The organism is Arthrobacter dokdonellae (assembly GCF_003268655.1).
In the GTDB taxonomy this organism is placed as follows: domain Bacteria; phylum Actinomycetota; class Actinomycetes; order Actinomycetales; family Micrococcaceae; genus Specibacter; species Specibacter dokdonellae.
Map to the genome: position 1 here is coordinate 2,739,164 of NZ_CP029642.1, position 21,099 is coordinate 2,760,262.

The 21,099-nt window shown below is 68.3% G+C and carries 18 protein-coding genes and 2 tRNA genes; 3 read left to right on the top strand and 17 right to left on the bottom strand.

Annotated features, from left to right (window positions below; translation table 11 throughout):
* Positions 1–359 precede the first annotated feature (359 nt).
* Positions 360–1,292 carry a LysR family transcriptional regulator gene (locus tag DMB86_RS12205; protein WP_113718051.1) on the top strand — a complete coding sequence of 311 codons (933 nt, stop codon included), beginning with the start codon at positions 360–362 and terminating at the stop codon, positions 1,290–1,292.
* A 163-nt stretch (positions 1,293–1,455) separates the two neighbouring features.
* On the opposite strand, the gene DMB86_RS12210 is transcribed toward DMB86_RS12205, so the two are convergent.
* The 4 genes from DMB86_RS12210 to DMB86_RS12225 form a co-directional block, all read right to left on the bottom strand.
* The gene (locus DMB86_RS12210; RefSeq protein WP_113718052.1) at positions 1,456–2,949 is read right to left on the bottom strand and encodes an aldehyde dehydrogenase family protein; all 1,494 of its coding nucleotides are present in this window, start codon (positions 2,947–2,949) and stop codon (positions 1,456–1,458) included.
* A 163-nt stretch (positions 2,950–3,112) separates the two neighbouring features.
* Positions 3,113–3,982 carry a DUF222 domain-containing protein gene (locus DMB86_RS12215; RefSeq protein WP_171814465.1) on the bottom strand — a complete coding sequence of 290 codons (870 nt, stop codon included), beginning with the start codon at positions 3,980–3,982 and terminating at the stop codon, positions 3,113–3,115.
* Positions 3,983–4,201: 219 nt separating this feature from the next.
* Positions 4,202–6,517, bottom strand: coding sequence for a 5-methyltetrahydropteroyltriglutamate--homocysteine S-methyltransferase (metE, locus tag DMB86_RS12220; protein ID WP_113718054.1), 2,316 nt, complete (start codon positions 6,515–6,517; stop codon positions 4,202–4,204).
* Between the two features lie 58 nt (positions 6,518–6,575).
* Positions 6,576–7,538: a methylenetetrahydrofolate reductase gene (locus DMB86_RS12225; protein WP_113718055.1), complete on the bottom strand. Its 963-nt coding sequence runs from the start codon at positions 7,536–7,538 to the stop codon at positions 6,576–6,578.
* Positions 7,539–8,021: 483 nt separating this feature from the next.
* Between DMB86_RS12225 and DMB86_RS12230 the strand changes: the two genes are divergently transcribed.
* Positions 8,022–8,219: a hypothetical protein gene (locus tag DMB86_RS12230; RefSeq protein WP_113718056.1), complete on the top strand. Its 198-nt coding sequence runs from the start codon at positions 8,022–8,024 to the stop codon at positions 8,217–8,219.
* A 10-nt stretch (positions 8,220–8,229) separates the two neighbouring features.
* Here DMB86_RS12230 and DMB86_RS12235 read toward each other — a convergent pair whose 3' ends face one another.
* Both DMB86_RS12235 and DMB86_RS12240 read right to left on the bottom strand, forming a co-directional pair.
* Positions 8,230–9,432: an ROK family transcriptional regulator gene (locus DMB86_RS12235; RefSeq protein ID WP_113719541.1), complete on the bottom strand. Its 1,203-nt coding sequence runs from the start codon at positions 9,430–9,432 to the stop codon at positions 8,230–8,232.
* Between the two features lie 182 nt (positions 9,433–9,614).
* Entirely contained in the window at positions 9,615–10,802 is a 1,188-nt protein-coding gene (locus DMB86_RS12240; protein ID WP_113718057.1) for a class I SAM-dependent methyltransferase, read from the bottom strand.
* Between the two features lie 175 nt (positions 10,803–10,977).
* On the opposite strand from DMB86_RS12240, the gene DMB86_RS12245 reads away from it, so the two are divergent.
* Positions 10,978–11,949, top strand: coding sequence for an MIP/aquaporin family protein (locus tag DMB86_RS12245; protein ID WP_113718058.1), 972 nt, complete (start codon positions 10,978–10,980; stop codon positions 11,947–11,949).
* A gap of 35 nt (positions 11,950–11,984) precedes the next feature.
* Here DMB86_RS12245 and DMB86_RS12250 read toward each other — a convergent pair whose 3' ends face one another.
* From DMB86_RS12250 to obgE, 11 genes are all read right to left on the bottom strand, one after another.
* Entirely contained in the window at positions 11,985–12,398 is a 414-nt protein-coding gene (locus DMB86_RS12250) for a YchJ family protein (RefSeq protein WP_113719542.1), read from the bottom strand.
* A gap of 118 nt (positions 12,399–12,516) precedes the next feature.
* Positions 12,517–12,592, bottom strand: a tRNA-Ala gene (locus tag DMB86_RS12255).
* Positions 12,593–12,642: 50 nt separating this feature from the next.
* Positions 12,643–12,718, bottom strand: a tRNA-Ala gene (locus DMB86_RS12260).
* Positions 12,719–12,846: 128 nt separating this feature from the next.
* Entirely contained in the window at positions 12,847–13,623 is a 777-nt protein-coding gene (locus tag DMB86_RS12265; protein ID WP_227878344.1) for a histidine phosphatase family protein, read from the bottom strand.
* Positions 13,624–13,655: 32 nt separating this feature from the next.
* The gene (gene rsfS, locus DMB86_RS12270; protein WP_113718059.1) at positions 13,656–14,054 is read right to left on the bottom strand and encodes a ribosome silencing factor; all 399 of its coding nucleotides are present in this window, start codon (positions 14,052–14,054) and stop codon (positions 13,656–13,658) included.
* A 20-nt stretch (positions 14,055–14,074) separates the two neighbouring features.
* Positions 14,075–15,754, bottom strand: coding sequence for a hypothetical protein (locus DMB86_RS12275; RefSeq protein ID WP_113718060.1), 1,680 nt, complete (start codon positions 15,752–15,754; stop codon positions 14,075–14,077).
* A gap of 7 nt (positions 15,755–15,761) precedes the next feature.
* Positions 15,762–16,370, bottom strand: a complete 609-nt coding sequence (gene nadD / locus DMB86_RS12280; protein WP_113718061.1) for a nicotinate-nucleotide adenylyltransferase — start codon at positions 16,368–16,370, stop codon at positions 15,762–15,764.
* Between the two features lie 68 nt (positions 16,371–16,438).
* Positions 16,439–16,678: a hypothetical protein gene (locus DMB86_RS12285; RefSeq protein WP_113718062.1), complete on the bottom strand. Its 240-nt coding sequence runs from the start codon at positions 16,676–16,678 to the stop codon at positions 16,439–16,441.
* Positions 16,679–16,798: 120 nt separating this feature from the next.
* Positions 16,799–18,178 (bottom strand): glutamate-5-semialdehyde dehydrogenase, encoded by a 1,380-nt coding sequence (locus DMB86_RS12290; protein ID WP_113718063.1) that lies wholly within the window; start codon positions 18,176–18,178, stop codon positions 16,799–16,801.
* Positions 18,179–18,248: 70 nt separating this feature from the next.
* A complete protein-coding gene (gene proB / locus DMB86_RS12295; protein WP_113718064.1) occupies positions 18,249–19,400 on the bottom strand; it encodes a glutamate 5-kinase in 1,152 nt (383 codons plus the stop codon).
* A complete protein-coding gene (gene obgE / locus DMB86_RS12300) occupies positions 19,390–20,997 on the bottom strand; it encodes a GTPase ObgE (protein WP_113718065.1) in 1,608 nt (535 codons plus the stop codon). Before obgE ends, proB begins: the two co-directional genes overlap by 11 nt.
* Positions 20,998–21,099: the final 102 nt, after the last annotated feature.

A 21,099-nucleotide genomic window follows, 5' to 3' on the forward strand; every position in this document is an offset into this window, starting at 1 on the left:
CGTCCTCCGGAACGACCCCAAGATGATGTATTACAAGTATGTCATTTTATGCACCGATAGTCCACAGACGGGGCAGCATAAAAGCGCAGGAATCCAACGTTTAAGTGCCCGCTGTCCACAGCCTGTGGAGTAGTTGCCCACTTAATTCAGGGCGGCGTGTCGCGCGGTGACGGCGTGTCGCGTCCACCTGCCGACGGCGGCCGGGCGCCGCACCGCCCGACGCCGTACTGTCACGGTCCCCGGCTTCCGGCAGCGCCACCCGACATGGCCGGCGGACATATGCTTGCAGGACCAGTCGGGACAGGCCCGGTGCGTGAAGCCGCAGGGACGCAAGGGCGCGATGCGGGAAGGAGCATGGAGTGATCAACCCGGTCCACCTGAAAACCCTGCTGGAAGTAGTGCGGCGCGGTTCATTCGCCGCGGCCGCCACGGTGCTCGGCTACACGGCTTCGGCCGTTTCACAGCAAATGTCCGCCCTTGAGCGCGACGCCGGCGTGACCCTCTTCCAGCGCACGGCCCGCAGCATAGCGCCCACGGAAGCTGCGCTCGTAATGAGCCGCCACGCGTCAAAGGTGTTGACGGACATCGACGCACTGCTGGCCGCCAGTGCCAGGACGGAGCACGGCACCACCCAGGAACTCCGGCTGGGCATTTTTCCATCGTTGGCAACCTACGTCCTACCCCGGCTGCTGCGCAGCGCCGACTGGCCCGGGCTGGGCATCAGCCTCCATGTCTCGGTAGGTGAGCCGCCGCAGACCATATCGGGGCTTCGCATCGGCGGGGAGCTGGACGTGGCACTGGTCTATCAGGTGGGTCAGGCGGGACTGGCCTGGCCCCACACCCTCAACCGGCAATGGATGGGCGACGACAACTTCCGTGTGGTGCTGCCCAAGGTGTGGGGCATCCGGCCTGGCGCCCATGTGACGGCGGCGCAGCTGTCCGACATGCCCTGGATCATGCACCATCCGGGGACCAGCGACGCAACAGTGATCGAACGGCTGTTTGCCAGCTGCAACCTGCACCCGCGGGTTGCCGCGTACAGCGACGACTTCAACGCAAGCCTCCAACTGGCCTCCGTCGGCCTTGGCGCTGCACTGGTGCCCGAACTGGCACTGACCCGGCGGCCGGACGACGTGGTGGTGCTGGACGTGCCGGAAATCCGTCTGGCCCGCAATATTTTCGCCTTGCTGATCAACGACAGGCATACCGCGCGGACTGAGGTGTTCATGGACAAGCTCTCCGGCATCATGGGCGAACTGACGCGCACCAGCTCGCTGGACACACCAGCATGAGCGGCGTCGGCGGGGTGGTCACCGGCCACATAGGCGAAGGCCCAACCGGTACGTTGACCACCAGGTCCAGGGCCCGTTCCTCGGCTCCTACCTGCGCCGGCTCATCGTCCGGCGCAATGAAGTCCTCTGCCGCCCGCTGTGGAGCCGCGCCGTCTCCGGTGCATCAGCCGTTGCCCAACCGCTTCCTTGCCGGCGCCACGAAGCGTTCGATGACCTGCCTCTTCAAGATGCCGAACGGCGGGTAGATCCAGGCGAGGGTGTCCGGTGCCAGCGGCTTGTCCAGGACTGCCTTCCGGTGCGAAAACGCCTGCACTGAGTGCTGCCCGTGATAACTGCCCATGCCGCTCTCCCCCACCCCGCCAAACGGCAGGGCAGGAACTGACAGGTGCGCCGCCGGTACCCCGAAGTTCAGGGCACCCGACGACGTCTGTTCGGAAAAGCCGGACCGCACGCCGCGGTCCTCGCTGAAGACGTAAATCGACAGCGGTTTGTCCCGGGCGTTGATAAAGCGCATGGCCTCCTGCGCCGAGTCCACCGTCACCAGTGGCAGGACAGGGCCAAAGATCTCTCCCTCCATGAGTGCCGCGCCGACCTCCACGTGGATCACCGTGGGCTCAATGTACCGCGTGGCGGCATCATGGTGGCCTCCACAGACGAGCGCGGACATGCCATCCTGCTGCAGGTCCCGGTCCAACATCCCGGCCACCCTGGTAAAGGCGGCGTCGTTGACCATGCGCCCATAGGACGGACTGTGCGCTGGATTTTCGCCGTACATGGCACGGATGGACCGCGGCAGCTCCGCGGCAAGCCCGGCCAGCGCATCGCCGGTTCCCAGGACGTAGTCCGGTGCGACGCAGGTCTGGCCCGCGTTCATGAATTTTCCCCAAGCGATGCGTGCCGCAGCCGCCTTCATGTCCACGGTGTCGTCGATGTACACAGGGGATTTGCCACCCAATTCCAGGGTGACCGGTGTCAGGTGCTTGGCCGCGGCCGCCATGACAATGCGGCCGACGCGCCCGTTGCCGGTATAGAAGACGTGGTCAAACCGCTGTTCCAGCAATGCGGTCGTCTCCGGCGCACCGCCCTCCACCACCGTGACAGCGCCGGACAGGTATTTGGGGATCCAGCGGGCCAGGGCCGCCGAGCACGCCGGTGCCATCTCGCTGGGCTTGGCCACCACGGTGTTGCCGGCTGCGAGCGCGCCGATGACGGGACCCAGGAGAAGCTGGACCGGGTAGTTCCACGGCGCGATGACCAGCACGACGCCCAGGGGTTCCAGAACGGTGTGCGCCTTGGCTGGCTGGAGGGCCAGCGGTACGTCGGCCCTTCGCGGCGCGAGCCACCGTTCCAGGTGCTTGGCGGTGTTGGCGATCTCGGCGGTCAGGAAGCCGATCTCCGTCAGCCACGACTCGGAGGGGTTCTTGCCCAGGTCGGCGGCGAGCGCAGCGGTGAAGTCGCTGCGGTGGTCCAGGAGCATTTGGTTCATGGCCTTGAGCTGGGCCAGCCGCCATGTAAGGGGCCGGGTCACGCCCGACGTGAAGACCGCCCGTGTAGCCGAGACCGTTTCACGGATAGGCCCGGCGAAATCCCGTGCGTCATTCCCGGCGGTTCCAGAACCGCTCCCGTCAGCTTCCAACGGGGATGCAAATGTGCTCATGGTCTCAATGTACCCGCGTCAAGGCACGTCGTCCGGTGGGTCGGAAGCCGTGGAGCCCGTCAGCCGCGACGGGCTTGCCCGGCGTGCGGCGCCCGGAAGCACCGGCTTGGTGGAGCTGTAGCTGTGCCCCTTCGGCGTCCGCGTGATGGTGACGGGCCGTCCGTCAGGCCCCGTGGCTGCATGGCTGCTCCACCCGGGCACTTCCTTGGCCAGGTTGCAGCGTTGACACAGGCCCTGCCCGTTGGAAATGGAGGTGGATGTCCGTCTCCCCTGCCGTGAGGCAGACGCCGCCCCCGGAGGTGGTGGCCGAAGTCCCAGCGGCCTCTGACTCCCCACAGGGAAGGTGCTGGCGGAGCCTGTGGGTAAGGACGTCAGCCATCGACTGCCCCTTGGTGCGCTTGTCCCCGGCGTTGCGGGCGGAGTCCGCGACGGCAGCCAGCGTTTTCAGCACGGCAACGCCTTGCCTGAGCGGCAGGAGCGCCCTCAGCGCGGCCATGCCGTCGGCCACAGGCTGAAGGCTGACGTGCCGTTCGCCTTCGGCCTTCCGGAGGCGCTTGGTGAATGCCTCGCGGTCAAACTCATACGCCATTTGCTTGACCGCCGCGTCCAGTTCCTTGTCGCCCAGGGACTCAAGCGTGTCAGGGTCGCCGGCAATGGTCTCGTCAATGGCCAGCCGCTGTTCCGGGGTGAGGAACTCCGTGCCGGACTCAATGATTGCTGCCCTGCGTTCCGTGAGAACACCGTTCGAACACGCTTCCATGGTCCGGGGCATTTCCCGAACAATCCTGGTGGCCGAAGCGAGGCGCCGGGCGGCCTTCCACTGGGACTCGCGGCGGGCCAGCGCCAGGGCGAGCACGGTCCCCCTTCCGAGACTGCTCCCCTTGATCCCCGCCTGTACCTGCCGGGTGCGTTCGACCACCTCGAACAGGACCTCGGCCTTCGCCTGTGCCGCACTGGCGGCGTTCTTGACGTTCTCCAACTCCCTGATGGCGTCAATCAAGGCCGCGCCTGCCGCCTTGACAACGTCGCGCACGCGGCCGTCCACGGCAACAGGCACGGCACCGGAGGGCGATGCATCGGCACCGAAGTTGGGCTGCCGTCCACGGCAGCCGCCGGCAGGGCCCCCCTGTGGAAGAGGCACCGCCCGTTAAACGGCCGACGGCGGCCCCCACAGGAGGGGCCGCCGTCGTACATCAGAGGCTGGCGCCGGGACCACTGAGGCCCAGCACGAACCAACAGGTTCGACAGAAAGCTACACGAGCTGGGCGCGCACGTCCTTCGTGGCCGCGACGAGGTTGCGCAGGGACTCCTCGGTCTCGGCGTAGCCGCGCGTCTTCAGGCCGCAGTCCGGGTTGACCCAGAGCTGGCGGGCGGGAACATGCCTGACCGCCTTGCCCAGCAGCTCGGAGACCTCGGCCCGGCCGGGGACGCGGGGACTGTGGATGTCGTACACGCCCGGGCCCACGCCGCGGCCGAATCCGTGGCTTTCCAGGTCGCCAACAACCTCCATGCGGGAGCGGGCCGCCTCGATGGAGGTGACGTCGGCGTCCAGCCCGTCGATGGCGTCGATGACTGCCCCAAATTCCGAGTAGCACAGGTGGGTGTGGATCTGCGTGCCGTCGGCGGCACCGGCCGTGGCAAGGCGGAAGGAGTTCACGGACCAGTCCAGGTAGGCGGGCTGATCGGCGCGGCGCAGCGGCAGCAGCTCGCGCAGGGCGGGCTCGTCCACCTGGATGACCTTGATGCCGGCGGCTTCCAGGTCGGCAATCTCACCACGCAGCGCCAGGGCCACCTGGTTCGCGGTCTCGCCCAGCGGCTGGTCGTCCCGTACAAAGCTCCACGCCAGGATGGTCACCGGGCCCGTCAGCATGCCCTTCATGGGCTTCTCCGTCAGCGACTGCGCAAAGGCGGCCCACTCCACCGTGATGGGGTGCTCGCGGGTGACGTCACCCCACAGGATGGACGGACGCGTGCAGCGGCTGCCGTACGACTGCACCCAGCCGTGCACCGTGACGTCAAAGCCTTCAAGGTTCTCGGCGAAATACTGGACCATGTCATTTCGCTCGGGTTCCCCGTGGACCAGGACGTCAAAGCCGAGCTCTTCCTGCAGCTCCACGACGCGCTTGATTTCAGCCTTCATCAGCTGCGTGTAGTCCTCAGACGTGATGACGCCCTTGTTGGCCCGGGCGCGGGCGCCACGGATTTCGCTGGTCTGCGGGAACGAGCCGATGGTGGTCGTGGGCAGCGGCGGCAGGTGCAATGTCTGCTCCTGGGCCGCTTCCCGCACGGAGAAGGAGGAGCGGCTGAAGTCCGCCGTGGTCAGCGCCGCCAGTCGCGCGCGCACCTCGGGGCGCCTCACGCCGGCCGCCGCGGCGCGGGAGGCGATGACGGCCGTGGCCTCTGCGAGGGCGGGGGCGGCCGACGCCGGGTCCCCCACATGGGCGGCCAGCGTCACCACCTCGCCCACCTTCTGGTCGGCGAAGGCCAGCCAGCTGCGCAGCTCGGCGGAAAGCTGGGCCTCTTCCTCGACGTCGTGCGGGACGTGTTGGGTCGAGGTGGAGGTGGACACGGCCACGGTCAGTCCGGCGTCTTTCAGCGCATCCAGGCGGGCGGCGGATTCGGCGAGGTCGTTGCGCCAGATGTTGTGTCCGTCCACCACGCCCGCCACCACGGTCTTGCCGGCCAGCAGGGCCAGCTCGCCCGCGGAGGGCACGGCGCCCTTGAAGGCGTCGATGTGGAGGGCGTCGATGGCGGTGGCGGCCAGCGTGGGCAGCAGTTCCGTCAGCGCGCCATAAGGGGTGGAGACCAGGATGGCCGGACGCTCCGTGGCGGAGGTGAGCACGTCGTAGCTGCGGGCCACGGCCTCCTTGACCTCGGCCACCGGCACGTCCTGGTCCGAAACGAGGGCCGGCTCGTCAAGCTGGATCCAGGCGGCCCCAGCGGCGGCCAGGCGCGACAGCAGTTCGGCGTACACCGGCAGCACGTCCTCCAGGCGGGACAGCGGGGAGAAGCCGGCGGGGGCGTCGTCGGAGGCCTTGCTGAGCAGCAGATAGGTCACCGGGCCCACCAGGTAGGGCCGGGTCTCAAAGCCATTGGCCTTGGCGAGTTCAAACTGCTCGACGATGCGGTTGGAGGTGACCGAAAAGTCCGTCTCGGGCCCGATTTCCGGCACCAGGTAGTGGTAGTTGGTGTCAAACCACTTCGTCATTTCCAGCGGCTGGATCTCGGCGGTGCCGCGGGCCAGCGTGAAGTAGGCGTTGATGTCCAGCCTGCCGGCGGCACTGCGCAGCTCGCCGAAGCGGGCGGGGACGGCGCCGATGTGCGTGGTGGCGTCGAGCACCTGGTCGTAGTAGGAGAACGTGCCGGGGATCGAGGCGGCCTCGGTCAGCCCCAGGTCGAAGAGCCGCCGGGCGGTGGTGAGCTGGATTTCCTGGGCGGCCGTGTCGAGCGCGGCTTCGTCGATGGTGCCGGCCCAGTAGGCTTCGACGGCCTTCTTCAGTTCGCGGCGGCGGCCGATGCGGGGGTAGCCGAGCAGGGAGGCAGCGGGGAATGCGGGTGTGGAGTTCATGGGTTTTCCTTCGGGGTATGGGGTCGGTCGGCGGTGATGCGGGGCCGGGAAATGGTTCCTAGGCCTGCACAAGTTCGGGGAGTGCGGTGCGCCGGAGCGGCCCGGGGCGGGCCGGACGTGGCAGCGCGAGCCTGTCCAGCACGTCCAGGGCGGCGGCGTGTTCGTTGAAGGTGTAGAGATGGATGCCGGGTGCCCCGGCGTCCAGCGCAGCCAGTGCCAGGTCCACTGTGGCGGCCACGCCGATCCGGCGCGCTTCGGCGGCCCCGGTGGTCCGTCCGAGCGCATCCAGCAGCGCCGGGGCAGGTTCGACGCCGGTCAGCTCGCCCAGCCTCCTGACGCGCCGCAGGCTGGTGAGCGGCATGACGCCGGGAATGAGCGGGATGGTGACGCCGGCCCGGCGGGCCCGGGTCACCAGTTCCCGGTACTGGTCCGCGTGGAAGAACACCTGGGTGATGGCGAAATCGGCGCCCGAGCGCTGTTTGGCCAACAGCACCTCCAGGTCGTGCTCGATGGACGGCGATTCGGGGTGCTTGGCCGGATACGCCGCCACGCCAATGGCCACCCTGCCGGCGCACAGCAGGGCGGACCTCTGCTGTTCAACGTGCCGGATCAGTTCGATCAGGTCCTGCGCGTACCGCAGCGACCCGGCGTCCGGCGCGTCGGCGGGCTTCGTGGGCAGGTCCCCGCGGAGGGCCAATATCCCGCGCACGCCGTGGTCCAGCAGCTCGGCGATGGTCCCGGCCAGCTCGGCGGCCGAGTTGCCCACGCATGTCAGGTGGGCCAGGGGCCGCAGCGTGCTTTCCGTCATGAGCCTGTTGAGAAGGTCGACGGCGGTGTCCCGGTTGCTGCCGTTCGCCCCGTAGGTGACGGAGACGTAGTCCGGGTTGGTGCCCTCCAGTTCGCGGATGGTGTCCCACAGGGACGCCGAGGCCGTTTCATTGCGGGGCGGGAAGAGTTCGTAGGAGAGCGCGATCGGTGCACTGGTGCCCGGGGGCGACTGATGGCTGACGGGTGGGGACATTTGCTGATCCTTGGCGAGGGGTCGGCCCTGCCCCGTGCGGCATCTAGAACACCGGGGGCTGGACGGGTTGTCGTTTTGGTGGCAGCGGAGACAGGCCACCGTCGCCGCGGACCGCGGCCGGTGGGAAGTTCCGCCAAGCAAATGTCAGGCCCACATGGGGGCACCCACACCCTTGAACAATTGAAGGGTCGCTGACACACGTTGGAGAACCAACGCACCACCCACACTACGCAACACCGCCCGCGGCGACAAGCGCCACACCGAATTTTGCGCGTTCTTACGGATTGTTTCCGTCGATTTGAACCGTGGGGCTCCCGTCAGGCACCGCCGGATCGAATTAAGCGCCCACCGCGCCCCGGGGGCGCTCCCACGCAGGGTCCCACCGCCGGCTTGATGCCCCGACCGCCACGGCAGGCCACGCGCCATGGGCAGATGTTCCCCCTGGCTCTTCTCCCCCGCGGGCCCCCGGGCTACTGTGGGGGCATGAAACAGTTACCGGAGTCATACGCGAGCTACCTTGAGGGCAAGGACGAGTCCTTCATCGCCACAGTCAGGCCAATTCTGCAACAGTCCACCGCCGGTCAAATCAACGGTGTCAGGGTGGTGCTGGATCCCCATGTGGTGCAGGCGCACATCGACGAAGGACTGCCGTTCGGCACAATTGTCGAGTCCGTGGACTGACGCGGCGGCTTCAGCCCTTCGCGTCCAGCAGCAGCTGGCCGGCGTTGGGGCTGAACGTCTTTTCCATGACGAGGCAGGCAGCGCCCACGGCTTCCTCGCCGGACAGCCGTGTGCCGGCCATGTCCAGGGCGTGGACGTTGCCGGTCACGCTCAGCTGCCGCACGATTCCCGGGACTTGTGCGAGGTAGGTGGCGGACAGCGGGGGCCAGAACGGGCCGCCAAAGACCACCCTTTCCACGTCCAGCAGGCTGGTCAGCGCCGAGACGACGGCGGCCATGCGCCGGGCGGAGCGGGCGAGGATGCCCGATGCCGCCGCGTTGCCATTTTCCGCAGCGGCCGCCAGCGCCGCCAGGTCCTGCTGCAGGCCCGTCGGGTTCGCGGGGTCCGTCGGCGGCAGCACTCCCAGGTCGCGGGCCTCGGCCACGAGCGTTTCGGGCATGCAGTTGGCCTTGACGCAGCCGCGCCGCCCGCAGTCGCACACCGGGCCGTCGGGGTCGGTGATGATATGGCCGATTTCGCCCGCATTGCCCGAGGAGCCGCGCACCACCTCGTCGCCGAGGATCAGCCCCGCTCCAATGCCCGTGCCGATGTAGATGTAGACCAGGCTCGTGGCGTTGCCGGTGGCGCCGGTCCACAGTTCCGCCACCACCGCCGCGGTGACGTCCTTGTCCATGACGACGGGCAGGCCCGTGGCCTCCTGGAGGATGCTGCGTACCGGCACCCTGCGCCAGCCGGGCATGTGCGGCGGGTCCACCACCGTTCCGGTGGCGGCGTCAATCGGGCCCGGCGTGGCTACGCCCACCCCGGCGACGCGGAGCCGGTCCACCCCGGAGCGGTCAATGACGGCGCGGATTTCCCGGCCCAAGGCGGCCACCGAGTCCTCGGGCGTGCTGGCCAGGTCGGTGGGGCGTTCCAGCGATTCAAGCACCGTGCCGATGGCGTCCACGAGGGAAATGCTGGTCACGGCCGGGTCGATGTGGACGCCGACGGCGTACATGCCTTTGGGGTTCAGACGCAGGATGGTGCGCGGCTTGCCGGGGCCGGAGGCCTCCTTGCCCGCTTCCATGATCAGGCCGGCGTCCAGAAGGCGGCGGCAGATGTTGGATACGGTCTGGGCTGCCAGTCCGGCCGAGCCCGCCAGTTCCACCCGGCTCAGCCCCTCCACGGAGCGGCGGATGGAGTCCAGGATGACGGCCTGGTTGAAATCGCCCATTTTCGGCAGGTTCGTGCCGCGGCGCCGCTGTGGCACCCCTGCCCCTGGAACATCCACGTCAGCTCCTTGCAACACGACCATTGGCGGCGAGGCGTCCCCGGCCTCCGCTGAAACACTACCCCTTTAGGCTGTGGCAGTCCGGCAGGCCACGGAAAGTGCGCGGTCTCACTTCCGGCGCAGAGTCACTCACGGCGCCCCGCCGCGACGGACCGCGTCACGGTGAACTTGCTGTTCCTCCCCATGACGTCCGTGTCCCCCACGCGTTTGTTCAGCTGCGCCCGGTAGTCCAAGTGCCTGTTATAGACGGTCCACAGCTCGCCGCCGGGTGCCAGAACGCGCGCGGCCGCGTCAAAGAGCTTGAGGGCGATGCCGGCGTGGACGGCTGCCCCCACATGGAACGGTGGGTTCAGCACCACCAGTTCGGCGGACGCCGGGGGGAAGCTGGCCAGGGCGTCGTCGCGCACCGCGGTGATCCGCGTCCCCAGCCCGTTCGCCTCCGCCGTCGCGCCGGCGGATGCCACGGCGGCGGCGGACTGGTCGGTGGCCCAGACCTGCAGCGCGGGCCGTGCCTTCGCCAGGACGGCGGCGATGCTCCCGTTGCCGCAGCCAAGGTCGATGGCGCTCCCGGCCGTGCGCATCCGGGGCTCAAAGTCCAGGAGGAAGCGCGTGCCGTGGTCGAGCTTGGTGCCGCCGAAGGTGGCCCCATGGGCGCACAGCCACAAGCCGAGGGTCTCGTTGAACTCGCTGTGTGGAAAGGCCGACGCCGGCGCCCCCTCCCGCGGCCCGCGCACCTCAAGCGGGCGGGACTTCCGCCAGGCCCGGCCCGGCGACACTTCGTGGAAGTGGCGGGCCAGAACATCATTCATGGCCAGTGTCATGTGCTTGAGCCGTCCCCCTGCAATGATGGTGACCCCCGGTGTGGCGTGGGCACGGATCAGCGCCGCCGTCTCATCGAGCTCGTCCAAGCTCCGCGGCAGCTGCCATAAGACCAGGGAAGCACCGGCAAAAAGAGTGTCCGAGAGCGGCATGGAGGTGCACCGGCCTGCGAGACCGAGCCTTTGGGCGTTGTTTGCCAGGGCCAGCTCGCCCGAGAGCGCATCCTGGTGGACGCGGACGCCCGTGAGTCCGTGCATGGCTGCGGCGCCCAGTGCCAGTGCGCCGTAGTGGTCACCCACCACTGTCAGTGAAGCACCGCCCGGGCCGGCGGCCAGGCCGGCCAGCCGTTCGGCCGCTGCGGCCAGGATCAGCTCGTCCGTGGCGTCGTGGGCGAAGAGGTTCGCAGCCTCAATGTCCGGCAGGCGCCGCAGGGCGGCGAAGTCAAAGGTGTCGGTGGCCGGGCCGGACGGGCCCGGGTGCTGCGTGCCGTTCATGGTGCCCCTTCAATGTTTCCCCGGCGGCGGGGCATCCACCAAGCTTAGCGGCGCGCCGGGCGCCGTGGCGGTGTGACATAGTCGACATGTGTTTCGTATCACATCCGTCCTAGAATCAAGACATTCACTCGAGTCAACAGCGATGTCGCCGTCAAAGACGACTTAAGGGGTTATCATGAGCGAAATTACTCCACTGCGGAACACCTTGCGCAATGGAAGTGGCCTGAAGCGCGTGGGGGGTCTGTGGGGCGAGTGCCTGGCCGAGTTTATGGGCACCTTCGTCCTCATTCTCTTTGGGGACGGGGTGGTGGCCATGGCCGTGGCGGCGCTGCCCGGCAGCGGCCGCACGGCAGGGGCCACCGTCTTCTTCCAGGGAGCGGGCGACTGGCTGCTGATCACCTGGGGCTGGGCACTCGCGGTGGCCATGGGGGTCTACGTTGCCGGCGGGGTGAGCGGCGCCCACATCAACCCCGCCGTCACGCTGGCGTTCGCGGTCCGGCGAAAGTTTGCCTGGAACAAGGTCATTCCGTACATCGTGGCGCAGGTGGTGGGCGCGTTCGCCGCGGCCGCGCTGCTGTACCTGGTGTATTACAACGCCATAGACGCGTTTAACAAGGCGCTCGGAAACCAGGCAAGGGACACCGGAAAGGGCTTCATCACCTTCTCCATCTTCGCCACCTTCCCGGCACCGTACTTCAACGGAAACCTGACCATCCCGTTCATCGACCAGGTGCTGGGCACCGCCTTGCTGGTGATCCTGATTGTGGCCATCATCGACGTGCGGAACATGGCGGTAAAGGCCAATCTGGGCCCGCTGATCATCGGGCTGGCCGTGGCGGCCATTGGCATGTCCTTCGGCGCCAACGCCGGATACGCCATCAACCCGGCCCGTGATTTTGGCCCGCGGCTGTTCGCCTGGATGGCCGGTTGGGGCGATGTAGCCCTCCCGGGCACGGTGAGCGGCATCCCGGGAGCGTTTAGCTGGTACTTCTGGGTGCCGATCGTCGGCCCGCTGGTCGGCGGCGTGATCGGCGTCTTCCTCTATGACTGGTTCATCGGGGACATCCTGCACGCCCGCCAGGCGCTGGCGGAGTCCGCTGAACCCGGACGGACCACTGAGGGCGGCAGCACGTCCGACGAGGAGTAGGGCCGCCCGGGCCCGGGGGCGCCACGCGCCTACGTCTACAGCGCGTCCACGTACAGCCATTGCTTGCCCAGCCGCACGAACCGGCTGGTTTCGGCGAGGCTGTCGCGGACGCCCCTGTGGCGGTAGCAGGCCCTGAATGACACGACGCCGTCGTTGTCCCACGGGCCGCCGCGCGCCGTGTTGAGGATCTCCAGGCGGTACCAGTGCTGCTGCGGGTCGAGTTCCAGGGTGTCGGGGCGGGTGTCCGGGTGCCAGGTGCGCAGCAGATAGTCCGCCGACAGGGTGGCAAAGGCCGTGTAGCGGGAGCGCATGAGGGCTTCCGCCGTCGGCGGGAACGTGGTTCCGGAGGGCGCGTGGAGGAACCGGCCGCAACACGCCGCGAGGGTGTCGCCGCTGAGGCACGGGCATCTCCGTGCGTCTCCGCCGGCAGGAACCGGGTATTGATCCATCGTGGTCACGGCACCATTCTCGCATCGAACCGGACCGGGAGCCGATGGCGTTTAAACACGAAGAAGTCCGATTGCTGCCCGGGCCGGACCCCGGTGCAACACTTCGGACTTCTTGTTTTGGTGGAGCTGAGGGGACTCGAACCCCTGACCCCCTGCATGCCATGCAGGTGCGCTACCAGCTGCGCCACAGCCCCAAAACTCGGTGGTATTCAATTGCAAACCAGTGTGGTGACCACTCTGTGTTTGGTGGAGCTGAGGGGACTCGAACCCCTGACCCCCTGCATGCCATGCAGGTGCGCTACCAGCTGCGCCACAGCCCCAAACCCGTGCCCTTCCCTGACCTCCCGGTCTTGGCCGAAGCAACTTGTCTATCCTAGAACACGTATCTTCGGGTTGCCAAATCGGACTGCCGGTCCCCGGTTATATGCCGATTTTGGCCCAAAAGGGCCTAGTCTTCCACCGGTTCGGCAAGGTCTTCCGGCGCTTCAAACGGCTGCGGCAGGGTGCCCACGTTGTGTTCGGTCAGCCGCCAATGCCATTGGCTGGCGCCTGCCAGCGAGGGCTGGGACTGCTCCACCACGGACCAGTGGCAGTTGGACAGTCCGGACAGGGTGCGCCACAGCTCCTCGGGCAGGCCGAGCAGCTTGGCCAGCGCCACGCGCGTGGCCCCGCCATGCGTGGCCACCACCAGGGTGCTTCCCTCGGGCGTGCCCGCCACCCCATCCAGGATGGCGTCCACCATGCGTCCCGCCACTTCCGCCCGGGTCTCTCCCCCACCGGCCCGGACATTGGGCTCGTCCAGCTGCCACAGCTTGATCTCGGCAGGGTAGGCGCGCTCGATCTCGTCGAAGGAGAGTCCCTCCCAGCGGCCGCCAAACGTTTCCCGCAGCCGCGGGTCCATCGTGACGTCCCCGCCCGTCAGCGCCGAGAGCGCGCGGGCGGTATTGACCGCCCGGGACAGGTCGGAGGAGACGATCTTTACCGCGTCGGGCACCGGGAAGGCGGCCAGCTTGCCGGCCAGCAGTCCGGCTGCCCGCTCCGCCTGCGCGGCCCCCACCTCATCGAGCGGGATGTCGCTTTGGCCCTGGAATCGGCGGGCCGCATTCCAGGATGTTCGCCCGTGCCGCCAGAAAATCACCCTGCGGCGTAAGCCCGGGGGCTGCAGGACGGACTGCTCGGCCGGGACCGCAGCTTCCTCCCGGGGCGCATCCGCAGGCTTCGGCACGGCGGGCACCCTTTCTTCCCGTCGGATGGGAGTTACTCGGCGTCCACGCTCTGCTTGACCGAAGGATCGGATTCGGGCAGCTGCAGGTCAACCACGGGGCAGTCGGCGTAGAGGCGTTCCAGGGCGTAAAAGATCCTGTCCTCCTCGTGCTGGACGTGCACCACGATGTCGGCGTAGTCCAACAGCACCCAGCGCCCGCCGGAGCGGCCTTCGCGGCGGACGGGGCGCATGTCGAACTTGTGCAGCTCGTCCTCGATGCCGTCCACAATGGCGTTGACCTGGCGTTCGGTTGAGGCGGAGGCGATGAAGAAAATATCCGTGATGGCCAGCCTGTCGCTCACGTCCAGTGCAATGAGGTCTTGGGCGAGCTTGTCCGATGCCGCCCGTGCAGCTGCCCGGACCACCTCGATGGAGTGTTCTGTTGCGGTCACTAACGTTCCTTTGGTAAGTCCTAGCGTGCCAGGGCGGTGATGAACATGACGGCTCCGACAACCAGTGCCGCACCGCCAAGAATGATGCTGCCCCATTGAATGAGCAGGTTGCGCTTGGTACGCCCCAGGCCGGCCGTGACGGCGTCCAGCGGCTCCAGGCCGTGGGCGTAGTCGGCAGGCATGGGCGGCATCTGGGTGCGCGTCACGGACCCGGTTTCCACGGGTGCTCCGGGACGGACAACGGCGGCCAATGCCTCCGCACGCTGGAGCGTGCTGCTGCGCCCTCCCGTGAGCGGGCGGTTGCCCGGGCCGGGGCGGTGCACGGCACGCGCGGTGAGTGCGGCGTCAAACCGTTCGGCATTGGGGTCACGCGGAGCGGCGGATTGTCCTGTTGGGGGATTCCCCCGGCCGGTCTTTTCGAACCTCGGGCTCCCGTGGCCGGTCCTGCCGGATGCGGACCGACCGGACGCAGGCTTCGCGGAGGCCGGCTTCCCGGACGAGGGCTTCCCGCCGGCCGGCCTGCGCGCCGGGGCCAGTTTGGGCGTGGACCGCGTGACGATGGGCACGTGGGTGGTGGAGGGTGGACGCAAGACGGGGCGGTCGACCCCGGGCACCTCTACGAACTCCATGGGTGTCACCATGGCCAGATTGGTGGTCGACGTCGGGTCCGAGGCCGTTCGGCGGCTCTTGGCGCTTTCCTGCGCGAGCCGTTCGCGGGCCTGCGCGCGCTGGTCCAGGACTGCGGCGCGCTCCGACTGGGCACGCTGCTCGGCGAGCAGCCGCAGCTCCTCGGTGGTCGGGGTTTGGCTGCCGGAAACGCCGGGGCCCGCCGACACCGAGGGGTAGGGGGCACCGGGTACCGGACCCTGCGCGGGAGGAGGCGCAACGGAACCCGCTGCCGGTGCGGAAGGGCGGCCGCCGCCCTCGGCAGCGGCGCCGGGCAGCGCGTCCAGGGCGGTGGCCGCCGCACGCCGTCCCATGCGGGGGCGGTGACTGGTGGCCGGCCGCTCCGCGGCCGGGGTCGCCCCGGGGTGCGCGACGGGCCCGGCGTTGCGCTGCCCAGCCGGGGAGCCAGGCTGGGTGGCCGCGGGTGAAGCCGGCAGGGGGGCCTGGGCCGACGGCATGCCGGAAAGCTGGCCGGAAGATGCGCGGGTTGCCGGGGCTGAACCCGGCGACGCCGCCGCGGTGGATCTGGGTGCTGACGTGACGGATCCCGGCTTGACGGCTGACGACGGCGCGGCCTGTGGCACGGGCGGGACGTTTTTGGCGCTGGAAGCCTTGGCCGGCTGCACCACCGGGTTGATGCTGGTGACGGGCGCACGGTCGGCGTCCAGTTGTGCCTGGCGGAGTGCACGGCGTGAGGGCAGCGGGCTGGGCTGCGCCGGCGCGGCGTCGACCAGCTCCTTGTAGGCGCGCAGGGCCGCGCGGTCCCGGGCGCGCGTCTGGGACTCGCGTTCGCGTGCTGCAGGAACGCCAGTGTCGCTTGTGGCCGCGACCGCCGACGTGCCGCCCGCAGGGTGGTCGGCGCCTCCGGAAGAATCGTCCGCGGGCTCCGTGCGTCCGCCGCGGCGGTCCATCTCCGAGGTGGAGGGGGCAGCCACGTATGGCACCTGCGGGTATTCCGCCGCGCCCTGCTTCTGCTCCGAGTTCGCCGCCCGCAGTTGCCTGCGACTGCGAACCGGCTCCTGTTCCTTGCTCATCACTTACTCATTCAGTACTAGAAGTCACCGGCAGGACCCGTGCGCCCGGGTCGCTGTCCGGCTGGACGTACAGCCCGTATTTGGCAATGTATTGCACCACACCGTCCGGCACCAGGTACCAGACGGGATTGTGCTCCTGCACCCTGACGCGGCAGTCCGTTGACGAGATTGCCATGGCGGGCACTTCCAACAAACTTACGTCGGAGCGGCCCATGTCGTCGAGCACGTGTCCTGGCCGCGTCACACCGACGAAGTGTGCCAGGCTCCACAGTTCCTCGTTGTCCTTCCATGACATGATCTGCGCCATGGCGTCGGCGCCCGTGATGAAGAACAAGTCCGCTTCCGGACGCGCCCGCTTCAGGTCGCGCAGTGTGTCGATGGTAAAGGTGGGCCCGGGCCGGTCAATGTCCACCCGGCTGACGGTGAACTGCGGGTTCGAGGCCGTCGCGATGACCGTCATCAGGTAACGGTGTTCGGCGGCGCTGACCTTGCGTTTAGCCTTCTGCCATGGCTCCCCGGTCGGCACGAAGATGACCTCGTCCAGCTTGAAGACGCTCGCAACCTCACTGGCTGCCACAAGGTGCCCATGGTGGATCGGATCGAACGTCCCGCCCATGACCCCGACCCGGAGACGGCCGCCGGCACCCCCTGGCGGAGGCGCCGTGCGTGAGACCTCAGCGATCGTCAGGACCCCTGGCCGTCGTGGTGCATGTGCTTGTTGGTGTGCTGCTTGTGCGGGTCGTCGACAGCCTCAACGGGCGCGTGACGGTTCCCCAGGTTCATGAAGGAGACACAGATGAACATCAGCACCAGCAGGGCGGCCAGCATGCACCCGCCAATCACAAACGGCGGGGCGATCAACGGCCACGGCTCTTCGTGTGCGGCTGCTTCGGCCAGGACGACGCCGGCAAGCTGGGTCAGCATTATTTCTCCCCTATGGGTTGGTGGCCGGAAGCACTTCCAAGGTGCGGCCCGCCATTCGTTGCATGGATTCCCTCTAATGGTACGTGGTCTCCGTTGTGACTGGCACACCGGCCACGCTGGTCAGCCCCGAATTTGCCCCTCCCCCTGGATGATCCACTTGGTGGTGGTCAGTTCCTTCAGGCCCATGGGGCCTCGGGCATGCAGTTTCTGTGTGGATATCCCGACCTCCGCGCCCAGCCCCAGCTCGCCGCCGTCCGTGAAGCGGGTGCTGGCATTGACAATGACGGCGGCCGAGTCGATCTCGGCAATGAACGTCTCGGCGTTGGCCAGGTCGTTGGTGAGGATGGCTTCGGTGTGGCCTGTGCTCCACCGGCGGATGTGCTTGATGGCCTCCGGCAGGGAATCGACCATCTTCACGGCCAGGTCCAGGTCCATGTACTCGGTCGCCCAGTCTTCGTCGGTGGCGGGGAAGCTCGTTGCGCCGGCGGGCACGAGCGGCGCGATGCGCTCGTCCACGTGGAGCCGCACCCCGGCGTCGGACAGGGCGGCAAGGACGGCGGAGATCGCGGTGGAATCCTTGTGCACCAGCAGTGTTTCCACGGTGTTGCACACGCTGGGCCGCTGGGTCTTGGCGTTGAGCAGGATGTCCACGCACATGTCTTCCTTGGCGCTGGCGTCTAGGAAGATGTGCACATTGCCCTCGCCGGTCTCTATGACCGGCACGGCTGAGTTTTGCACCACCGTTTGGATCAGCTCGCGCCCTCCACGGGGAATGAGCACGTCCACCTGGCCGCGGGCCTTCATGAGCAGGGTGGCGCCCTCCCGGCCGTACTTGTCGACGGACTGGACAGCGTCGGAGGGAAGCTTGACGGAATCGAGGGCGTCACGCAGGATCTCCAGCAGCGCCCCGTTTGTGTGGGCCGCCGCCGTCCCGCCACGCAGGATCACGGCGTTTCCGCTCTTGAGGGCCAGGCCGGCAATGTCCACGGTGACGTTGGGCCGGGCCTCGTAAATGGCGGCCACCACGCCCATGGGGACGTTGACCTGGCGCATGCGCAGGCCGTTGGGCAGGGTCTGGCCGCGTACCACGTTGCCCACCGGGTCCGGCAGGGTTGCCAGCTTGTCGAGCGCGTCGGCCAGGCCCTGGATGCGTTGTGGGGTCAGCGTGAGCCGGTCCAGCATGGCGGCTGAGGTGCCGTTTTCCCGGCCGGCGGCCACATCCTTGGCATTGGCGGCGAGGATGCGGTCCTGGCTGCCCAGCAGGGCCGAGGCGATGGCGCGCAGGCCCCTGTCCTTCCACGCACGGTTGGCTCCCGCCATGCGGCGCGATGCCCGGCGGGCCCGCTCGGTGATGCCGCGGACCTCGGCGGCGGCTGACCCGGAACCGGCAGCTTCGGCGCCGGCTGCCGGGGCCTGCAAGGCGCCCGCCTCGGGGAGTCCGCCCTGGCGCGCCCCTGTGGTTCCAGCTGTGCCGGTGTGTTCAACAATCTGCTCGGTCATGCCCCAAGTCTAGGCCAAGCTCACCAACATTACGGGTGCGGTGATGAGGCGCTCACGGGTGCGCCGGTACTCAGGAGTGGATCAGGACCAGGTCGTCCACATGGACCACCTCGCGTTCGTACTCGCGGCCCAATTCCTTGGCCAGGGACTTGGTGGAGCGCCCCAGCATCTGCGGGAGGTCCCCGCTGCGGTAGTTGACCAGTCCGTGCGCAATGACAGTGCCGGCAGGATCGGCAATCTCCACGGCGTCCCCGGCATCGAACTCACCGGTGACGGCAATGATGCCGGCCGGCAGCAGCGACTTGTGGCGTTCGCAGACGGCCCGGACGGCCCCGTCGTCGAGGACCAGGCGGCCGCGGATGTCCGCCAGGTGGGCCAGCCACAGCAGGCGGACGGGGCGCTTGCTGCCGTTGATGCTGAACCACGTGCCGACGTCGTCCCCGGCGAGGGCGGCGGCGGCATTTTCGGTGGACGTGACCAGGGCCGGGATGCCGGTTTCGGCGGCGATCAGCGCGGCCTGGACCTTGGTGGCCATGCCGCCGGTGCCGACACCCGCCCTGCCGGCGCTGCCGATGACAATGCCTTCGAGATCCTCGGGCGAGTCGATGGTGCTGATCCGGCTGGCGCCGTCGCCGGGAGGCCCGTCATACAGGGAGTCGACGTCGGAGAGCAGGACCAGCGCGTCGGCCTTCACCAGATGGGCGACAAGGGCGGCCAGGCGGTCGTTGTCGCCGAAGCGGATTTCGTGGGTGGCCACGGTGTCGTTTTCGTTCACGACGGGCACCACGCCCAGGTGCAGCAGCCTCTCCAACGCGCGGTGGGCGTTGACATACTGGCTGCGCCGAGTCAGGTCCTCGGAGGTCAGCAGCACCTGTGAGACCGTGACGCCGTGCTCGATGAAGGCGTGATTGTAGTTCGCCATCAACAGGCCCTGCCCCACGCTTGCGGCGGCCTGCTGGGTGGCCAGGTCCTTGGGACGCCGGGACAGGCCCAACGGCAGCAGCCCGGCGGCGATGGCGCCGGAGGAAACCAGGATGACCTCCGTGCCCGCCAGCCGCCGGTGCGCCAGCACGTCCACCAGGTTCTTCAGCGCCACCTCGGAGATGCCGCCGGCCACCGAGGTGAGCGACGACGAGCCCACCTTGACCACGATTCGTGCCGCTGTGGCGATCGCCTGGCGGGTGCCGGCGTCGGCCCGGGCGGGCAGGCCGCTAGAGCTCATCGTCGTCCGTTGCACCGCCGTTGGCGTCAAGGTCTTCCTTGATGCCAAGGTTCCTGGCATGCTGGCGGTTGGTTGACTCGGTCCAGATGCCGGCCTTGCGTTCGGCTTCCAGCTCGGCGCGGGCGGCCGCCTTGGCGTCGCGGCGCTCCTGCTGCTCCTCGCGCTTTTGGGCGCGGGTGGGACGGTCGCCCAAATCCAACAGGCGCAGGTCGGTGCCGCGGGGTGCGGCAAGGTGCTCGGCGCCGCCCATCATGGTCGGCTCCCAGTCGAAGACCATGCCGTCGTCCTCGCCGATCACCACGGTGTCCCCGGGCGTGGCTCCTGCCTTGAACAAGCCGGTTTCCACCCCTGCCTTGGCAAGGCGGTCCGCGAGGTAGCCGATGGCCTCCTCATTCTGGAAGTCGGTCTGCCGGACCCAGCGCTCGGGCTTTTCCCCGATGACACGGAACAATGGCTCCAGGTTCTTTTCCTCGCGGCGGATGATGAACGGGGTGGCGTTCACGGCGCGCGGACGCAAGACCACGGGGGTGGCTTTCGCGGGGGCCGCGGCGACAGCGTCGCGGGCCTCCTGGACGATCTCGGCCATGGCGAAGCCGAGCTGGCGCAGGCCTTCGTGGCTTGCCGCGGAGACCTCGAAGACCCGGTAGCCGCGGGCCTCGAGGTCGCCCTTGACGAACTCGGCCATGTCGCGCCCGTCCGGGGCGTCGACCTTGTTCAGCGCCACCAGGCGGGGGCGCGCGTTCAGGGGGACCACGTCGCCGTCTGCCCCGGCAAAGCTCATGTCCACGGCGTAGCGGTCCAGCTCCCGTTCGATGACGGCGAGGTCCGAGATGGGGTCGCGGTCCGGTTCCAGTGCGGCGCAGTCCAGGACGTGGACCAGGGCGGCGCAGCGCTCCACGTGGCGCAGGAAGTTGTGACCCAGTCCCTTGCCTTCGCTGGCGCCTTCGATCAAGCCCGGGACGTCGGCGATGGTGAAGCGGATGTCGCCGGACTGCACCACGCCGAGGTTGGGCACCAGGGTGGTGAAGGGGTAGTCGGCTATCTTGGGGCGCGCGGCGGACATGGCCGCAATGAGGCTGGACTTGCCGGCGGAGGGGAATCCGACCAGTGCGATGTCCGCGATGGACTTCAGTTCCAGGACAATGTCCCCGTGGCTGCCCTCGACGCCGAGAAGGGCGAAGCCGGGCGCCTTGCGCTTTTGGGAGGACAGCGCGGCGTTGCCCAGGCCGCCCTGGCCGCCGGCCGCGGCAATGTATTCGGTCCCTTCGCCCACGAGGTCCGCCAGGACATTGCCGGCCTTGTCCTTGACGACGGTGCCGTCCGGCACGTCGAGAACCAGGGTCTCGCCGATCCTGCCGTCGCGCCAGTCGCCCATGCCGGGGCCGCCGTTGCCGGCGTTGCGGTGGGGCGCATGGTGGTAGTCCAGAAGTGTGGTGGTCTGCGCGCTGACGCGCAGAATGACGTCGCCGCCATCCCCGCCCTTGCCGCCGTCGGGCCCGCCCAGGGGCTTGAACTTCTCGCGTTTGACAGAGACGCAGCCATGGCCGCCTGTCCCGCCGGATACATGCAAAACAACCCGGTCAACAAAGCTGGCCAATGAGATCTCCTTGATTAGTACTGCCGTTGCGCACTGTTCATTCTAGTCTGCGCGTAGTCGCCGGCACGTTGGGGCCGGTGTGTTAAAACACAGTGGAGCGGG